A 16369-nucleotide genomic window follows, 5' to 3' on the forward strand; every position below is an offset into this window, starting at 1 on the left:
CGCGGCACCCCCGTGCCAATGAGGGCACCCCCCCTGGTCCGCAGCGAGCGGACACCGACCGAGGAGCGACTCCCGCGCCAAGTCGAAGAGGTGCCCCATGCGTAACTTCACCTTCACCGCCCCCAGCACCACCAAGATCCAGAAGATGGGCGTCGCCGGCGGTTTCGCCGCGTTCGCCGCGGCCACCACGTTCGGTCTCGCCACGACCGCGGGCCAGCAGCCGGCCCAGGCCGCCGAGCCCGCGTCCACGGCCGTCGCCACCACCGCCACCGCGCTGTCCGCCGCCACGGACAAGGCCGTCGTCGAGCGGGCCGGCCAGGCCGTGAGCCGCTCCGCCGACCGGGTCGCGGTCCAGGAGGTGGCCTTCAAGAAGTCGGCGGCGCCCGTGAAGGCCGAGAAGCCGGTGAAGGCCGAGAAGCCGGTGAAGGCCGAGAAGCCGGTTAAGGCCGAGAAGCCGGTTAAGGCCGAGAAGACCGTGAAGAAGGTCTACCCGAACAACCTGGACGGCTGGATCCGTGAGTCGCTCGACATCATGGCGGAGAAGGGCATCCCGGGCACCTACCACGGGCTGCACAAGAACATCATCCGTGAGTCCTCCGGCAACCCGAAGGCCATCAACGACTGGGACATCAACGCCATCAACGGCATCCCGTCCAAGGGCCTGCTGCAGGTGATCCCGCCGACGTTCGAGGCCTACCACGTCGAGGGCACCCCCCACGACATCTGGAACCCGGTCTCCAACATCACCGCCGCCGCCAACTACGCGGCCGACAAGTACGGCACCATCGACAACGTCAACAGCGCGTACTGAGCGGACCCGGACACCGCAGGGCGGCGCCCCCACCAGGGGGCGCCGCCCTTCGTTCTCTCCACCGTGAGCCGGGAGGGCTCAGGGCAGGGTCCATTTCTGGTTGGCGTTGGCGTGGCAGGTCCACAGGTGGACCGCCGTGCCGTCGTTCCAGGTGCCGCCGGAGGCGTCGAGGCACTTGCCCGAGGACGGGTTGCGGACCGTGCCGTCGGCCTGCGCGTTCCACACCTGCGCAGCCGTGCCGTTGCAGGTCCACAGCTGGATCCTCGTCCCGTCGGCGCTGCCGCCGCCGGAGACGTCCAGGCACTTGCCCAGCGCCCGCAGCGTCCCGTCACCGGGCACCGTCCACCGCTGCGCCGCCGTGCCGTTGCACGTCCAGATCTGCACCTTCGTGCCGTCCGCCGTCTGCGCGCCGTCGACGTCCAGGCACTTGCCGTTGACGCCCTTCACCTCACCCGAGCGGGGGCCGGGCTGCTGGCCTCCGCCGCCGTGCTTGACGCGGATGTTGCGGAAGGACACGTCGTCGCCGGCTCCGTGGTTCTGGATGCCGATGTGCCCCTGCCGCAGGCTCCGCGCCGGGTCGGTGTTGGTGAAGTCGTTGATCTTCCGGCCGTTGAGGAAGATCTCCAGGCGCTCGCCCGTCACCCGCAGTTCGTAGGTGTTCCACTCCCCCGGCGGGTTGAGCGCGGCGTCCCGTGCGGCGATGTCCGCCGAGCGGAAGCCGTAGACGGAGCCGGTGGTGCGGTCGGCGGCGTCGGTGGCGTCGATCTGGATCTCATACCCGTTGTTCACCGCCGTCCAGGGGTCGTCGGAGGCGGGGAAGCCCAGGAAGACGCCGGAGTTGTCGTCGCCGGCCATCCGCCAGTCCAGCTTGACGGAGTAGTCGCCGGTGAACTCCTGGGCGGAGTACCAGTAGAGGCCCATCCCGCCGGTGGAGGTGAGCGTGCCGTCCGCGAGGGTGAACGCGCCGGGTCCGGCCTGGCGCCAGCCGGTGGTGGAGGAGCCGTCGAACAGAGACGTGTAGCCCGTCTCCGGCCGGCAGTCGGCGTCGGTCATCCCGGCGGCCCAGCGGATGCCTCCGAGGACGTGCCTGCGGAACGAGGCCTCCGAGTAGGACTCGTCGGTGTGGCCGCCACCGGTGTAGAAGGCCCGGCCGCCCTGGTAGTCCTTGCACCAGGCGATCGGGTGGTCGCCGGACATGTTGCCGCCCGAGTAGCTGGACTCGTCGAGGGAGGCCAGGACGCGGGCGGTGGTGCGCGGGTTGGTGCGGTAGTTGTACCACTCGTCGGTGCGCTGCCAGGTGCCGCCCAGATGGGCGGTGGCGTCGTGGGCGCGGTCCTCCACCTCGACGGTGGCGGACTGGATCGCCGGGTGCGAGTGGAAGAGCGCGCCGGCCAGGCCCTCGTAGAACGGCCAGTCGTACTCGGTGTCGGCCGCGGCGTGGACACCGACGTATCCGCCGCCGCCCCGGATGTACTGCTCGAAGGCCGTCTGCTGGGTGGCGTTCAGCACGTCACCCGTGGTCGACAGGAAGACGACGGCCTTGTACTGGGCGAGGTTGCCGGCGGTGAAGGCCTGCGGGTCCTCGGTGGCGTCCACGGTGAAGTTGTTGGCGGCGCCGAGTGCCCGCAGGGCGGCGATGCCGTCGTCGATCGAGGAGTGGCGGAAGCCCGCCGTCCTGGAGAAGACCAGGACCTCGTACGCGGGGTCGGCGGCGGCGGCGCGCGCGGGCGCGGCGCCGGACCGCGGCACCGGGGCGTCGGACCGCGGCACCGCGGCGGAACGGTCCTCCTCCGCCGGCAGTGCGGCGGCCTGGGGCATCAGGGAGAGCACGGCGGCCGTGAACAGGCCGAGGACCGCCTTGGTGGTGTGACGCATGATCGGTTCCTCCCTTCGAGGGCAGGACGTGGGCTCAGGGCAGGGTCCATTTCTGGTTGGCGTTGGCGTGGCAGGTCCACAGGTGGACCGCCGTGCCGTCGTTCCAGGTGCCGCCGGAGGCGTCGAGGCACTTGCCCGAGGACGGGTTGCGGACCGTGCCGTCGGCCTGCGCGTTCCACACCTGCGCGCCGGTGCCGTTGCAGGTCCACAGCTGGATCTTCGTGCCGTCGGCGGTGCCGCCGCCGGAGACGTCCAGGCACTTGCCCAGCGCCCGCAGCGTCCCGTCACCGGGCACCGTCCACCGCTGCGCCGCCGTGCCGTTGCACGTCCAGATCTGCACCTTCGTGCCGTCCGCCGTCTGCGCGCCGTCGACGTCCAGGCACTTGCCGTTGACGCCCTTCACCTCACCCGAGCGGGACGGGGTCCCGGAGGTGGTGAAGGAGAAGTCGTCCACGTCGAACAGGGAGCCGCTGCCGCCCTTGAAGACGAGGTGGAGCGTGGTCGAGCCGGCGGGCTGGCCGCTCAGGTTGGCCGTGACGTCCTGGAAGGTCTCCCAGCCGCCGGTCACCGGCACGGTGGCGGTGCCGAGCAGGGTGCCCGTCGGGGATCCGGCCCGCACCTCGATGGTGCCGCCGACGCCCGCGGAGGAGACGCGTGCGGTGAACCGGGTGGCGTTGCCGAGGGCGTAGGGCTTGAACGAGATCCAGTCGCCGTTCTCGATGTGGCCGACGGTCCTGCCCCCGTGGGCGGGGGTGTGGGTGACGACCTGGACTCCCGCGGAGCCGGAGTAGTGCTCGGCCTGCCGGTGGGAGGGCTGGGTGATGTGCTGGTCGTGGGTGGTCAGCGCGGGCTGGCCGCCGGCCCCCTTGTCCGTGTACTCGGCGTCGACGACTCCGAAGATGTTGGCGTTGGGGTCGTGTTCGCCGTCGGCGAGGGTCTGGAGCCTGCCTTCGCAGCCCGTGGTCGAGGTCTGCGGGTGGCCGTGGCTGTCGTGCCCGACGATGAAGGTGACCTTCACCTTGGAGCAGTCGATCGTGCCGTCCTCGGGATCGGTCACCGTCACCTTGAAGGGGATGGCGTCGCCGAAGTCGTGGATGCTGCCGTCCAGGGGCAGGTCGAGCGTGACCTTGGGCGCCGTGTTGCCCACCGTGACCTGCACGGACGCCGTCGCCGACTTGCCGGTCGCGTCCGTGACCTTCAGGGTCGCGGTGTACTGGCCGTTGGTGGTGTAGGTGTGGGACGGGTTGGCCGCCGTGGAGGTGCCGCCGTCGCCGAAGGTCCAGGCGTAGCTCAGGGCGTCGCCGTCGGGGTCGGAGCTGCCGGCCGAGGAGAACGAGACGGCCAGGGGCGCCTTCCCGGAGGTGACGTTCGCCTGCGCCTGCGCGGTCGGGGCGCGGCCGCCGGTGACGTGCTCGATGCGGTACAGGGCGGAGTTGGCGTCGCCGCTGAAGTAGCCGGTGCCGTAGTCGAGGACGTAGAGGGCGCCGTCCGGCCCGAAGGCCATGTCCATCACCTGGGTGCCGGTCCAGGGGAAGGAGTTGATGGACTGGACGGTGCCGCCGGTGCCGGTCTCGATGCGTTTGATCCAGCGGCGGCCGAACTCCCCGGCGAAGTAGTCCCCGTCGTACTCCTCGGGGAACTTCACCTCGGAGGTGGAGCCGGCGTCGTACCGGTACACGGGTCCGCCCATGGGCGATTCGGAGCCTCCGCCGAACTCCGGGACGGAGGTGCCGTTGTAGGGGATCCAGGCGGGCTTGGCCGGCGGCAGGTCGGTCAGCCCCGTGTTCCGGGGCGAGTTGTTCTTCGGCGCCGCGCAGTCGAACTTCGCTCCGGAGGCGCCGGTGGCGAAGTTGTAGTCCGTGTAGGCGTCGTTCCTGCCCGTGCAGTACGGCCAGCCGTAGTTGCCCGCTTCGGTGATGCGGTTGAACTCGACCTGGCCCTCCGGCCCCCGCGCCGCGTTCGCGGTGCCGGAGTCGGGCCCGTAGTCGCCGAGGTGGACGACGCCGGTCGCCTTGTCGACGCTCATCCGGAACGGGTTGCGGAAGCCCATCGCGTAGATCTCCGGCCGGGTCTTCGCCGTGCCGGGTGCGAAGAGGTTGCCGCTCGGGATCGAGTACGAGCCGTCCGCGGCGACCTTGATGCGCAGGACCTTGCCGCGCAGGTCGTTGGTGTTGCCGGAGGAGCGCTGCGCGTCGAACGCCGGGTTGCGGGAGGCGCGTTCGTCGATCGGGGTGAAGCCGTCCGAGGCGAAGGGGTTGGTGTCGTCGCCGGTCGACAGGTACAGGTTGCCCTGCGCGTCGAAGTCGATGTCGCCGCCGACGTGGCAGCAGGTGCCGCGGGAGGCGGGCACGTCGAGGATCTTCTTCTCGCTGCCGAGGTCGAGCGTCCCGTCGGTCCTCAGGACGAACCGGGACAGCCGGTTGACGCCGTCGAACGGGGTGAAGTCCGCCGCCGCCCCGTCGGACGGCGCGTCACCGCCCGGGGTGGTGAGCTTGGGGGCGTAGTAGAGGAAGACGTGCCGGTTGGACGCGAAGCCCGGGTCGACGGCCACGCCCTGCAGGCCCTCCTCGTCGTGGCTGTAGACGTCCAGCTTGCCCGCGACGGAGGTCGTGCCCGCGGCGTTCGTCAGCCGCAGCGTGCCGTCGCGCGAGGTGTGCAGGACCGAGCGGTCCGGCAGCACCGCGAGCGTCATGGGCTCGCCGGTCTCGGCCACGCCCTTGGCAAGCGTGACCTGCTGGAAGTCCCCGACAGCGGCGGCAGCGGCCCCGGCCGCGCGGGAGCGGTCCCGCCCGGCCGGGTCTTCGGGCTGGGCCGTGGCCGGGGACATGGTCAGCAGAGGTGCGAGGACGCCGGCCGCCGCGGTCAGCAGCAGGCGGCCCCGTCCATGTCTGAGCGGTCTCGTGCGCACAGAGTTCTCCCCAGGGAGGTGGGATGACGGCAGGTCCGGACGGACTGCCTCGATCGAGGAGCACAGGCGCGCGCCGTCGCGCCTCAACAACCGGTCCGGCTCTCTATGACCGGTGCATTACAAAGGAAGCTAGCGGGCTTTCGCCTGCCCCGGAACCCGAAGCGCACGGGATGCCGGAACTTTTTCCCGCAGCAAGACAAAGTGAATCACCGCGCCGGTCCGCCGGCCGGGCGCCGGACACCGCATCGGTGCACGTGGGCGGCTTCCGCGAGCGCCCACGCAGGGATCACGTGACGGGAACGCCGGGGTTGACCAGTCCGTCGCCGCCGATCACGCGGTTGTCCGCGGTGACGGTGGCGGGGCAGCCGGACGGGTCGTAGTGGGTGACCTCGACGGCGTAACGACCGGACGCGGTGGCACCGGTCAGGTCCGCGGTGTTGTTGCGGAAGACCGTGCCGCAGCCCCAGCCCGGGTCCTGACTGTGCGTCTGGAACCCGTCGTTGGTCGTGTTGACGCCGTGGTTGTTCTCCACCACGTAGCCGTTGCCCTTGATGTCGACCCAGGAGTCGTCGTAGTGGGCGCCGGTGAGTCCGTTGCCGTCGAAGACGTTCCCGGAGATGAGGCCCCCCGTGGTGCCTTCCTTGATGTCGATGTTCTCGCCGCGGACGTCGGGACCGATGCGGTTGTCGAGGATGCGGACGTGGTCACTGGCGTCGGTGAGGGTGTTCGCCGTTCCGACGTACACGCCTTCGCCCATCCCGTTGCCGGACGTGCCGGTGTCGTGGATGAACGAGTTCCTCACCACCCCGTAGCTGCTCGACGTCCTGAAGTGCAGTCCTTCCATGGTCGTGCGGTGGATCTCCACCGAGTCGACGACGACGTGGTCGGACGCGTCGATCATGATGCCCTTCTGGCCGCCGGTGACGGTGATCCCCTTGATCACCCAGTGCGGGGCCCTCGTGAGGTGGATGCCGTTGCCGCCCCCCGTGGGGGTGGTCAGAACGGCCGCGCGGGACCCCGTCAAGGTGATCGGCGCGCTCGCGGTGCCAGCGGTCGTGATCTTGAAGTTGCCCGAGTAGGAGCCGTCCGCCAGCTCGATCGTCTGTCCCGGCACCGCGGCCGCCAGCGCCGCCTTGAGCTGGCTGCCGTTCAACACCCGTACCGTCGTCGCCCCGGCGCGGGTCGCGTCGTCCGCCACGGCCGCACCGGGCAGGCCCAGCAGGCCGGCTCCCGTGAGCACGGCGGCGGCGACGGCGCCGAGCGCCGCCCTCCCGCTCCGGTGCGTCGGCCGTGCGGGCGAGGGGTTACGGGGCGGCACTCGGAACATGGCGGGACCTCCGGAGCTGCGACCACAGGGGCCGGATCGACGGGAGCGCGGCGTGTCAGCCCCTCAGATTGGACTGGACCAGCCGGGGCGTCAATCGTTCCCGACGCCCCCGTGCGCGCGGCCCCTCCGTGTTCAGCCGGCCTCGGTGACCTTGCCGTCGGCGACCTCGATCCGGCGCGTGGTGCGCACCGCCTCCAGCATCCGCCGGTCGTGGGTCACCAGCAGCAGCGTCCCCGGGTACGCCTCCAGCGCCGACTCCAGCTGTTCGATGGCCGGGAGGTCGAGGTGGTTGGTCGGTTCGTCCAGGACCAGCAGGTTGACCCCCTTGCCCTGGAGCAGGGCGAGGGCCGCGCGGGTGCGCTCGCCGGGCGAGAGCGTGGTCGCGGGCCTCAGCACATGGGCGGCGCGCAGGCCGAACTTGGCGAGGAGCGTGCGCACCTCGGCGGGTTCGGTCTCGGGGACGGCGGCGCAGAAGGCGTCCAGCAGGCTCTCCGTGCCGTGGAAGAGCTTGCGCGCCTGGTCCACCTCGCCCACCACGACGCCCGATCCGAGCGAGGCGTGGCCCGAGTCCAGCGGCAGCCTGCCGAGGAGCGCGGCGAGCAGCGTGGACTTGCCCGCGCCGTTGGCGCCGGTGATGGCGACCCGGTCGGCCCAGTCGACCTGCAGGGTGGCCGGTCCGAAGGAGAAGTCCCCCCGGGCGACGACGGCGTCGCGCAGGGTGGCCACCACGGAGCCGGAGCGCGGCGCGGAGGCGATCTCCATCCGCAGCTCCCACTCCTTGCGGGGCTCCTCGACGACGTCGAGACGCTCGATCATGCGCTGGGTCTGCTTGGCCTTGGCCGCCTGCTTCTCGCTGGCCTCGCTGCGGAACTTGCGGCCGGCCTTGTCGTTGTCGGTGGCCTTGCGCCGGGCGTTCTTGACGCCCTTGTCCATCCACGCCCGCTGCGTCTGGGCACGGCTCTCGAGCGCGGAGCGCCTGTCGGCGTACTCCTCGTACTCCTCGCGGGCGTGGCTGCGGGCGCGTTCGCGTTCCTCCAGGTAGGAGGCGTACCCGCCGCCGTAGAGGTTGATCTGCTGCTGGGCGAGGTCCAGTTCCAGGACCTTGGTGACCGTGCGCATCAGGAACTCGCGGTCGTGGCTGACCACCACGGCGCCGGCCCGCAGCCCGGCGACGAAGCGCTCGAGGCGTTCCAGGCCGTCGAGGTCGAGGTCGTTGGTGGGCTCGTCGAGGAGGAAGACGTCGTACCGGGAGAGGAGCAGCGAGGCGAGTCCCGCGCGTGCGGCCTGCCCGCCGGAGAGGGCGGTCATCGGCAGGTCGAGGCCGACGGTCAGGCCGAGGTCGGCGGCGACCTCGTCGGCCCGCTCGTCCAGGTCGGCGCCGCCGAGCGCGAGCCAGCGCTCCAGGGCCTCCGCGTAGGCGTCGTCGGCGCCGGGTGCTCCGTCGACCAGCGCCTGGGTGGCGGCGTCCATCGTGGCCTGGGCGTCGGCGACCCCCGTGCGGCGGGCGAGGAACTGCCGCACGGACTCCCCCGCGCGGCGCTCGGGTTCCTGCGGCAGGTGGCCGACGGTGGCGGTGGGCGGGGAGAGCCGGAGCTCGCCCTGCTCGGGCCGGTCGAGCCCGGCGAGCAGGCGGAGCAGGGAGGACTTGCCGGCGCCGTTGGCGCCCACGAGACCGATCACGTCTCCGGGCGCGACGACGAGGTCGAGTCCGCTGAAGAGGGTGCGGTCGCCGTGTCCGGCGGCGAGTTCCTTGGCGACGAGGGTGGCAGTCATCAGGGGGCCGATCCTAACGAACGGGGGCGTGGCCCCCGGTCGACGGCCGGTCCCTCAGCCCCGGCGTACCTCGGTGTCGCCGTTCACGGTGCGCAGGGTCAGCCGGCGCCGGTGGTCCGCGGAGCCCCCGGCCGGGGCGGGGACGTCCACGACGGTCCGCCCGTTGACGGTGCTCGCGTCGGTGTCGTAGGGCGGGCCGTCGGCCGGAAGGGTCACGCGCACGGAGCCGTTGCGGGTCACGCCGTCGAGCGTTCCGGGCGAGGTCGTGCAGCGCAGGTCGACGTCGCCGTTGACCGTCTCGGCGCTCACACCGCGGGCGGCGAGGCCGCCGGCGCGGACGGAGCCGTTGCGGGTCTCCAGGTGCTGGCGGGCGCCCCTCGTGCCGGAGTCGTGCACGGTGACGTCGCCGTTGACGGTGGTCAGGGTCAGTCCGCCGCGCACGCCGTCGACCTCGATGCCGGCGTCGCGGGCCCGCACGGTGAGCGTGACGCCGGCGGGCACCTGGACGAGCGGCATGCCGCCGCAGGTGTCCTCGGTCCGCCGGTCACCGCGATCGCAGAGCAGGTCGAGCGTGGGGACGGCCGCGTCCGCGTCCCAGCGGGCGGGGGTCGCCTCGTCGACGCTCACCTGGTCGTCGTCCGTGCCGACGATGCGCACGCCGCCCTCGGTGGTGACGAGGAGGCGGCTGCCGTCCGCCAGGGAGGCTCCGCCGAACAGGTCTCCCCGCGCGGCCGCGGCCGCCGGCCCGCCGCCGCCGTCGCGGTCGCACGCGGTCAGGGTGCAGAGCACCAGCAGCGCGCATCCGGCCCAGGCAGCGCGGCCGCCGCGACGGAGGCCGGGATTCCGGCGGCCCTGACGGAGGCCCGGAACCCGGCTGGAACGGCACGGTCCGCTCGGCGATGGCGTCATGGGCCGCGTATGCCCGCGCCTGCCGAGCGGCACACCCTCGCGCCGGCCCCCTGGCGGGTCCACGGTCGTCGGCCCCCGGTCCCCGGTCGTCGGCCGGTGACGCGGGCCACCGCAGGGCAGGCCACCCCCGGGCGTCACTCCTCCACGACGTCGAAGCGGAGGCCCGAGGCCGCTCCCCCGCGGCCGGGGCGGGTGCGGCGGGCGGTCCACAGGACGCCGCGGCCGTCGGAGCCGCGGGCGTACTGGTGGGCCCGGGTCACGGTGAGGCCCTCCCTGGGCACCTCCTCGGCGAACAGCTCGTAGGCGCCGGGCAGTTCGGGGTCGAGGAGACGGCCGAGGGGCGTCGCGCCGTCGAGGTGGGACAGGCGCAGGCGGTAGGAGCCGGGGCGGGGTTCGACCGGGACCAGGGGCAGCCAGTTGGCCGGGACCTCGGTGCGCAGCCGGTAGGCCAGGGTCCCGGCGGGCGGGGGCGCGGGCGCCTCGGGGGGCGGGGTGGCGGCGGTGCGGTCGAGGGTGGCGCCGTGCGGGGTGGGGACGCGGCGTTCGACGGCCCAGGCGAGGTTGGCGTCCTCGTCGCGCACCAGCAGCACCTCCTCGAGCGGTTCGCTCTCCAGGGAGCCGGCGGTGACCGGCGGGACGAACAGCCCGGGGCGGCGGCCGCCGGTGGCGGTGCCGAGGCTGTAGAGGGACCAGTGGGCGTCGCCGGTTCCGGCCCCGGGCAGCGGCAGCAGGGTGGGGCCGCCGAGTTCGGAGCTGAAGGTGTCGCCCACGACCACGGAGGTGATGGTGGTGAGGGAGCCGGCGGGGACGTCGAGCGGCACCAGGTACCAGTCGTTGCCGTAGACGGTGGCGAACTCGGCGACCAGCATCCGGGCCAGGTCGGACGGCGCGGCCTCCACCTGGCCGAGGGCGACCCGGGCGTCCTCGAACTCCCAGAAGCGGCGGGCGGGCATGCCGGGGAAGCGGACGGGGGCGGGGAAGGTCGTCGACAGCAGGGGGGTCCGGGCCGGCGCGGGGGCCAGTCCGGTCGCCCCGGCCGCGGTGAAGTCCGTCCAGTCGAGGGTGCCGCCCTGGTACGCGTCGGCGGTCAGGGTCGTCTCGGTGGTCCCCTCGGCCAGGCCGACCGAGAAGCGGTACTCCAGCCGCTGCGGGTCCCAGGTGTCCGGGCCCGTGACAGGGCCGGTCAGGTGGCGTTCGTCGTACCAGGCGAGCCAGGCATCGAGGACGGGGACGGCCTCGGGTGGCAGTCCCCACATCGGTTCCGCGGGGGTGGGCGGGGAGGCGTGCAGGGTGAAGGCGACCGCGTTGCCGTCCGGGACCCGGCCGCGCAGCACGGTCAGGTAGCGCGCGGTGGCCTCGTCGGCGGCTCCCTCCTCGCCGGTGAGGCCGAGCGGGTAGTCGTCGAGCAGGAGGGTGACGGCGTGGGCGACGGCGTCGGCCGGGAGGTCGGCGGCACGCAGCAGGCGCAGCAGGTGCTGGCCGCTCTCGGCGCCGGCCCGCAGGTCGGCGGCGGTGGAGCGGGGGCCGCCGGGTTCGGCCTCGGCGAGCGCCTCGAGCGGGGCGGCTCCGTCGTAGGGGACGCCGGGGCCGGTCGCGGGGCCGGGGCGGTAGCGGGTGACACGGTCGGCGTGGCCGCGGACCCGCACCCAGACGGGGCTGCCCGCGTCGTCGCCGAGGAACTCGCCGAGCTGCCACTGGCGGGCGAGCATCCAGGCGGGGTCGTGGACCTGGGCCTCCAGGGAGGGCCGCAGGTCGCCGGTGCGGGCGCGGGGTTCGAGCCGGGTCCAGCTGGTGATGGAGGGCATGGGGTGACGCTCCTGTCTCCGGGTGCTCCCGGATCGGGCCGGGCGGTCCGTTGCCGGCGGACCGCCCGGCTGTCCGGGGTTACTGCGGAAGGCCTCGGGTGAAGTCGGTGGCGACGGCGTCCCGGTGGGCGACGTTGGCGGCGAGGACGGCGGCGGGCGCGAGCTGCCCGATGTCGGCGACGGCGGTGGGGCTGTCGGGGTGCAGTGCCTCGTGGTCGACGGCACGCAGTCTGGCGAGTTGGAGGGCCGACTCGACGGTGGCGCCCAGCAGTTCGGGCGTCCAGGTCGGGGAGGCGTCCGGCGGCACGGCGAGCAGGACGGCCTGCGGCGGGGCCGCGTCCGGGGCGTCGACGTGCAGGGCGAGGCCGGTGGTCTGCTCGGTGCGGGGCACCACCTCGGTCCATTCGTCGACGACCAGCCCGCGCAGGCGGCCGGTGAGCAGTTCGTCGGGCACGGGCGCGCCGGGGGTGTGCAGGACGAGGGAGAGCCGGGCGCCGGGGCTGCCGCCGGTGGCGGAGGGCAGGGCGGCCCAGCGTTCCACGCGGTCCGGGTCCGGGCCGGGGGGCGTGTACGGGGTCTGGGCGACGACCGCGGTGAGGGCGTCGCCCGTTTCCAGGGCCTCGGCGTAGCCGAGGGTGGTGACCAGGCGTTCCACACCGCGGCGGACCCGGCCGAGGCGGGTGAGCCAGCCGACGGGGGCGTGCGGGTCGCCGTCGAGGAGGGTGTCGGCGTGGGCGAGGGAGTCGGTCAGGTCGCCGGGCGGTGGGGCGTCGAAGGAGGGCAGCAGGACGAGGTCGGTGCCCAGGAGGGCGGTGAGGGTCTGTTCGGCCCACTGCCGGGCGGTGAGGGTGCCGGCGGTGCGGGCGGCGGCCAGCTGGTCCGCGCGGGCGCGGCGGCGCCCGAGTTCCGGGGCGACGGTGGCGGCGAGGGAGCCCAGCAGGGCGGCGTGTTCGGCCGACCGGTCGGCCGGGGTGCCGGGGCGGGGCCGGAGCGGGGGCGCCGCCGCGGGCACGCCGAGCAGGCTCGCCGTGGTGAGGCCGCGGTGGTGGGCGTCGATCCGGAGGGCGGCGGGGACGCCGGCCGGGGTGGCGAGGTCGGCCGCGGCCTGGTCGACGACGGCGCGGACGGCCAGGGCGCGGGCGGTCAGGGCCGGGTCGGCCGGGCCGCTGTCGTCCCCTCCGGTGCCGTCCCCTCCGGTGCCGTCCGCCGCGGTCGGCGCGGCCTCCGGGGCGGCCAGGTCGGCGGGGCGCAACGGCCGTGCGGTGCGCAGGAGTTCACGGGCGGCCCGGACGGTCTCCAGCAGCAGGCCGAGTCCGTCCTCGTCGGCGACCACGGCGACCGGGCGGGCGGCCGTCCCTTCGGCGGCGAGCCGCGTGTCGGCGTGCTGCAGCAGGTGCCGTTCGAGGTCGGAGCCGGGGAGGGCGTCCGGGGAGAGGCCGAGGGCGAGCAGGTCGAGCGGGGAGAGCGGCAGCCCGGCGAGCGGAACGGCACGGGTGGCGCCGTCGGTCAGCCGGACGGTGAGGGTGAGGCCGGCCGGGTCGGGCAGCAGTGCGGCCAGCCATGCGTCGAGGGCGGGTTCGGCCACGGCGCGGCTCTGGGTGGCCGGGTCGGCGGGCCACACGGATCCGACGGGCACCGGGTCCTGGCCGCCGGAGCCGCCGCCGGGGCCGCCCGGGCCGTCGCCGCCTCCCGGCGGGCCGCCGGGGCCGTCGTCCGGAAGCGGGACCGGGACGGGGTCGCCGGGCGGGACGGGGCCGGGGTTCTCCTCCGGGGGCGGGACCGCGATGCCGCCGCCGGGGAGCGGGCCGTCGTCCTCCGGCGGCCGCGGCGCGTAGATCGGCGGGGTCTCTCCCGCCCCGCCGCCGGGGTCCTTGGCCAGGGCACGCGGTCCCTGGGCGGCCGGGGTGGCGGCCGGGTCGGGCAGCAGGACGATCACCCGGTGGGTGACGGCGTCGCCGGGGCGGGGGGTGCGCAGGGACTCGAGTTCCGGCGGCGGCGCCTCGCCGTTGCCCATGGCGTCGACGGTGGCGCCGGCCCGCACGGGGTTGCCTTGGGCGGCCTGGTGGACGCCCTCGACCAGCAGGGTGTCGGCGACGGCGTCCACGGCGTCGTCCAGGTCGTCCAGCACCTCGGTGAGCGCGGTGATCTCGGCGGTGGAGCCGGCCGGGACGCCGACCGTGCGGACCAGGTCGAGGCGGCCGGCGGCGCGGCGGCGGTGCAGCCGCAGGCCGTCGGTGACGTCCTCGGCGACCACGCGCTCCTCCACCGTGCCGTCGTGCGCGACATGGGTGGCGGTGGTGGGGGCGAGTTCGCGGAAGCGGTCGGTCCAGGAGGCGAGGGTGCCCGACGGGTGGTCCTGCAGGGCGCGTTCGAAGCGGTAGCCGAGCAGGGAGCCGAGCGGCCGACCCTGGCGGACGCCGTCGATCAGCCAGGCGGCGGTGCGGGCCCTGGTGGAGGTGAGGTCGACGGCGGTGGGGGTGTCGGGCCGGTCCCCGTGGGCGCGCTGCGCGGCGCGCAGCAGGGCCGCGGTGGTGGCCTGGGCGAGGGAGGGCGCGTGGACGGGGCCCGCGGTGTTGTCGGCGGCGAACAGGGTCCACGGCCTGCTGTCGCCGGGGGCCGCGAGCGGGTCGGTCCTCTCCCCCGCCGGCCGGCGCTCGGCGGGGACCTGGGCCGGCGCGGTGGAGCGGGGCACCACGTCCAGCAGCCAGCCGTAACCGCCGAGGTGGCTGCCGGAGGAGGCGCGGGTGCGGAGGTGTTCCAGACGGCGGGTGGCCAGGGAGGTGATCCAGGCGTCCAGACGGTGGGAGGTGGCGTCCAGGGTCTGGGCGAGCAGCAGTTCGAGTTCGCCGGAGGGCAGTGCCGCGAGCGCGCGGGCGGACTCCAGCGCCTGGTACAGAGGGGCGAGTTCGGGCCGCTGCCGGGCGGCGTCGGTCCACAGGTAGGTGTCGGCGCTCAGCCCGGTGCCGGGGACGGCGCGCCGGGCCCGGTTCCAGACGGTGACGGTGAGCGCCTCCGGGTCGGTGTCCACCACCTCCGGTTCGCGTCGGCCGGCGGTGCCGGTGCCCAGCACGATGTCCACGGCGCGGGCGTACTCGGCGAGCAGCGAGTGCCGGACCAGGCGGTAGAGGAGCGGGGTGCCCGTGGCGGCGGCGGGGCCGCTGCCGAGGTCGTGCCACCAGCGGGCCCAGGGCAGGTTGCCGCGGTCCTGCACGGACGGGACCTGGGCCCAGGCGGGCGCCGGGTGGACCGGGGTGGCGAGGGCGGTGAGGTATTCGGCGGGGGTTCCTCCGGGGGTGCCGGCGGGCGCGTCGGTCCAGGGGTTGTCGAGCGGCCAGGACTCCTTGGCGAACAGCAGGCGTCCCGGGCCGAGTTCCCAGCGCGGCAGCCCGAGCCGGGCGGAGAGCGAGGCGGTCTGGGAGGCCAGGCCGGTGCGCCATTGGTCGTTGAGGGCGAGCGGGCCGAACCGCCAGAGGGCGGTGACGTAGTCGGTTCCCAGGCCGCTGCGGGCGTGGACGCGCCGGGCGGTGGGGGCCATGCCGAGGATCTCGGCCACGGTGTGCCGGCCGGCCGCGCCGCGGGTGATGCGGGGGACGGCCGCCGGGTCGGCGGCGGACGGGGCCCAGACCCGGTCGCGCAGGGTGCGCAGGAAGGCGGGGACGGCCGGCGGCAGCGGTGGCGCGCCGAGGCCGTCGCCCTCCAGGTCGGTCCAGCGGTCCAGCGCCAGCACGGGCAGCAGGCCGTAGGGCTGGGCGCCGACGCGCAGGGCGGGCAGCGGGCCGCCGGGGCGCAGGAAGCGCCGGGCGTGCTCGCGGGCGCCGCGGATCTGCGCGTCGGTGAAGTGGCCCTCGCCGAACTGGGCGAGGTAGTACCCCCAGGTCGCCTCCCACAGGGCGGTGGCCATGTGGCGGGCGGCGGCCTGGTCGCGGCGGCGGGCGTCGCGGGCGCGGGACAGCGGGGCGGGGCGGTTCATGCCGTCGGGGCCCTTGACGCCGTCGAGGTCGGTGACGGGCTGCAGGCCGAGGGCCCGGCAGGTCGCCCTGGCGTTGCTCTCCGGGTCGGCCGGCGCCTGGTCGGCGATCCGGACGCGGTAGGCGTCGCGCGTCTCCTGGTCGTCGCGGCTGTAGCGGGAGGTCGCGGTGCCGGTGTTGTTGGAGGGGGCGCCGGGCGGGACGTACCCCAGGCCGCGGGTGTGGTACTGGGCCTCGAGGAGGGCGGACAGTTCGGCGGTGGCGGTCTCCGCGCCGCCCTCGTGCACTCCGTAGGCGAGGACCTGTGCGTACCCGGTGCCGCGCGGCAGGCGGACCGCCATGCCGACGGCCTCGGCGGCGGCGAAGTCGACCAGCCAGCGGGTGGCCTCGTCGGTGGGCGGCGCGGCGGGGTCGAGGTCCTCCAGGTCGGCGGTGGGCGCCGGTCCGACGGGCAGGGGGCCGCCGGAGGGGCCCGCGACGGGGCGGGTGACCCGGGTGACGGCGGGCGCGCCGGCCTCCTGGGGCCGTCCGACGACGTACCAGCGGGTGGGCAGCGCGCGGGCCACCGCCCGCCGGGTCCACGCGGCCTCACGGTGCGGGCCGGGGTCGGGGAACCGGGGGGCCGCGGCGGCGCTGTCGCCGGGCTTCGGGCGTTCGAGCGGGTTGACGGGCTCCAGGACGCGGGCGATCCATCCGGCGCGTTCGGCCCCGAACCGCCCGGCGAGCTCCGTCCAGGCCGCCTCCTCGGTGGGCGCGTCGCCGCGGGCCTCCCAGACGGTCCGCCAGTGACGGCGGCCGTAGAGGTCCTCGTCCTCGGTCAGCGGAGCCTCGTGGGTGTCGACGTGGATCTCGTCCGGATAGATACGGACGAGGAGTTCGGTGGCGGTGAAGCGGGTCTCCAGCCGGACCGGGAGCAGCACCACGGGCAACGCGGTGCTGAGGGTCCAGGCCGGGGGCGTCGGTGCGGTCATCGGCGTCCGTCCAGGTGGCGTG

The 16369-nt window shown here is 74.6% G+C and carries 8 protein-coding genes; 1 reads left to right on the plus strand and 7 read right to left on the minus strand.

The annotated features are described in order from the left end of the window. Positions 1-97 precede the first annotated feature (97 nt). Positions 98-811, plus strand: a complete 714-nt coding sequence (locus ACWD3O_RS15690; protein WP_451416224.1) for a transglycosylase SLT domain-containing protein — start codon at positions 98-100, stop codon at positions 809-811. Between the two features lie 78 nt (positions 812-889). On the opposite strand, the gene ACWD3O_RS15695 is transcribed toward ACWD3O_RS15690, so the two are convergent. The 7 genes from ACWD3O_RS15695 to ACWD3O_RS15725 form a co-directional block, all read right to left on the minus strand. After that, positions 890-2686, minus strand: a complete 1797-nt coding sequence (locus tag ACWD3O_RS15695; protein ID WP_451416225.1) for a lectin — start codon at positions 2684-2686, stop codon at positions 890-892. Positions 2687-2720: 34 nt separating this feature from the next. Then, complete coding sequence (locus ACWD3O_RS15700; protein WP_451416226.1) at positions 2721-5594, minus strand: lectin; 2874 nt, start codon at positions 5592-5594, stop codon at positions 2721-2723. Between the two features lie 286 nt (positions 5595-5880). Next, positions 5881-6921, minus strand: a complete 1041-nt coding sequence (locus ACWD3O_RS15705; RefSeq protein ID WP_451416227.1) for a right-handed parallel beta-helix repeat-containing protein — start codon at positions 6919-6921, stop codon at positions 5881-5883. A gap of 132 nt (positions 6922-7053) precedes the next feature. Further along, positions 7054-8694 carry an ABC-F family ATP-binding cassette domain-containing protein gene (locus ACWD3O_RS15710; protein ID WP_451408914.1) on the minus strand — a complete coding sequence of 547 codons (1641 nt, stop codon included), beginning with the start codon at positions 8692-8694 and terminating at the stop codon, positions 7054-7056. A gap of 54 nt (positions 8695-8748) precedes the next feature. Then, positions 8749-9483, minus strand: coding sequence for a DUF4097 family beta strand repeat-containing protein (locus tag ACWD3O_RS15715; RefSeq protein WP_451416228.1), 735 nt, complete (start codon positions 9481-9483; stop codon positions 8749-8751). A gap of 254 nt (positions 9484-9737) precedes the next feature. Beyond that, positions 9738-11408 (minus strand): hypothetical protein, encoded by a 1671-nt coding sequence (locus tag ACWD3O_RS15720; RefSeq protein ID WP_451416229.1) that lies wholly within the window; start codon positions 11406-11408, stop codon positions 9738-9740. Between the two features lie 79 nt (positions 11409-11487). Further along, a complete protein-coding gene (locus ACWD3O_RS15725; RefSeq protein ID WP_451416230.1) occupies positions 11488-16347 on the minus strand; it encodes a hypothetical protein in 4860 nt (1619 codons plus the stop codon). Positions 16348-16369 lie beyond the last annotated feature (22 nt).

This window comes from Streptomyces sp. NPDC002640 (genome assembly GCF_053592575.1).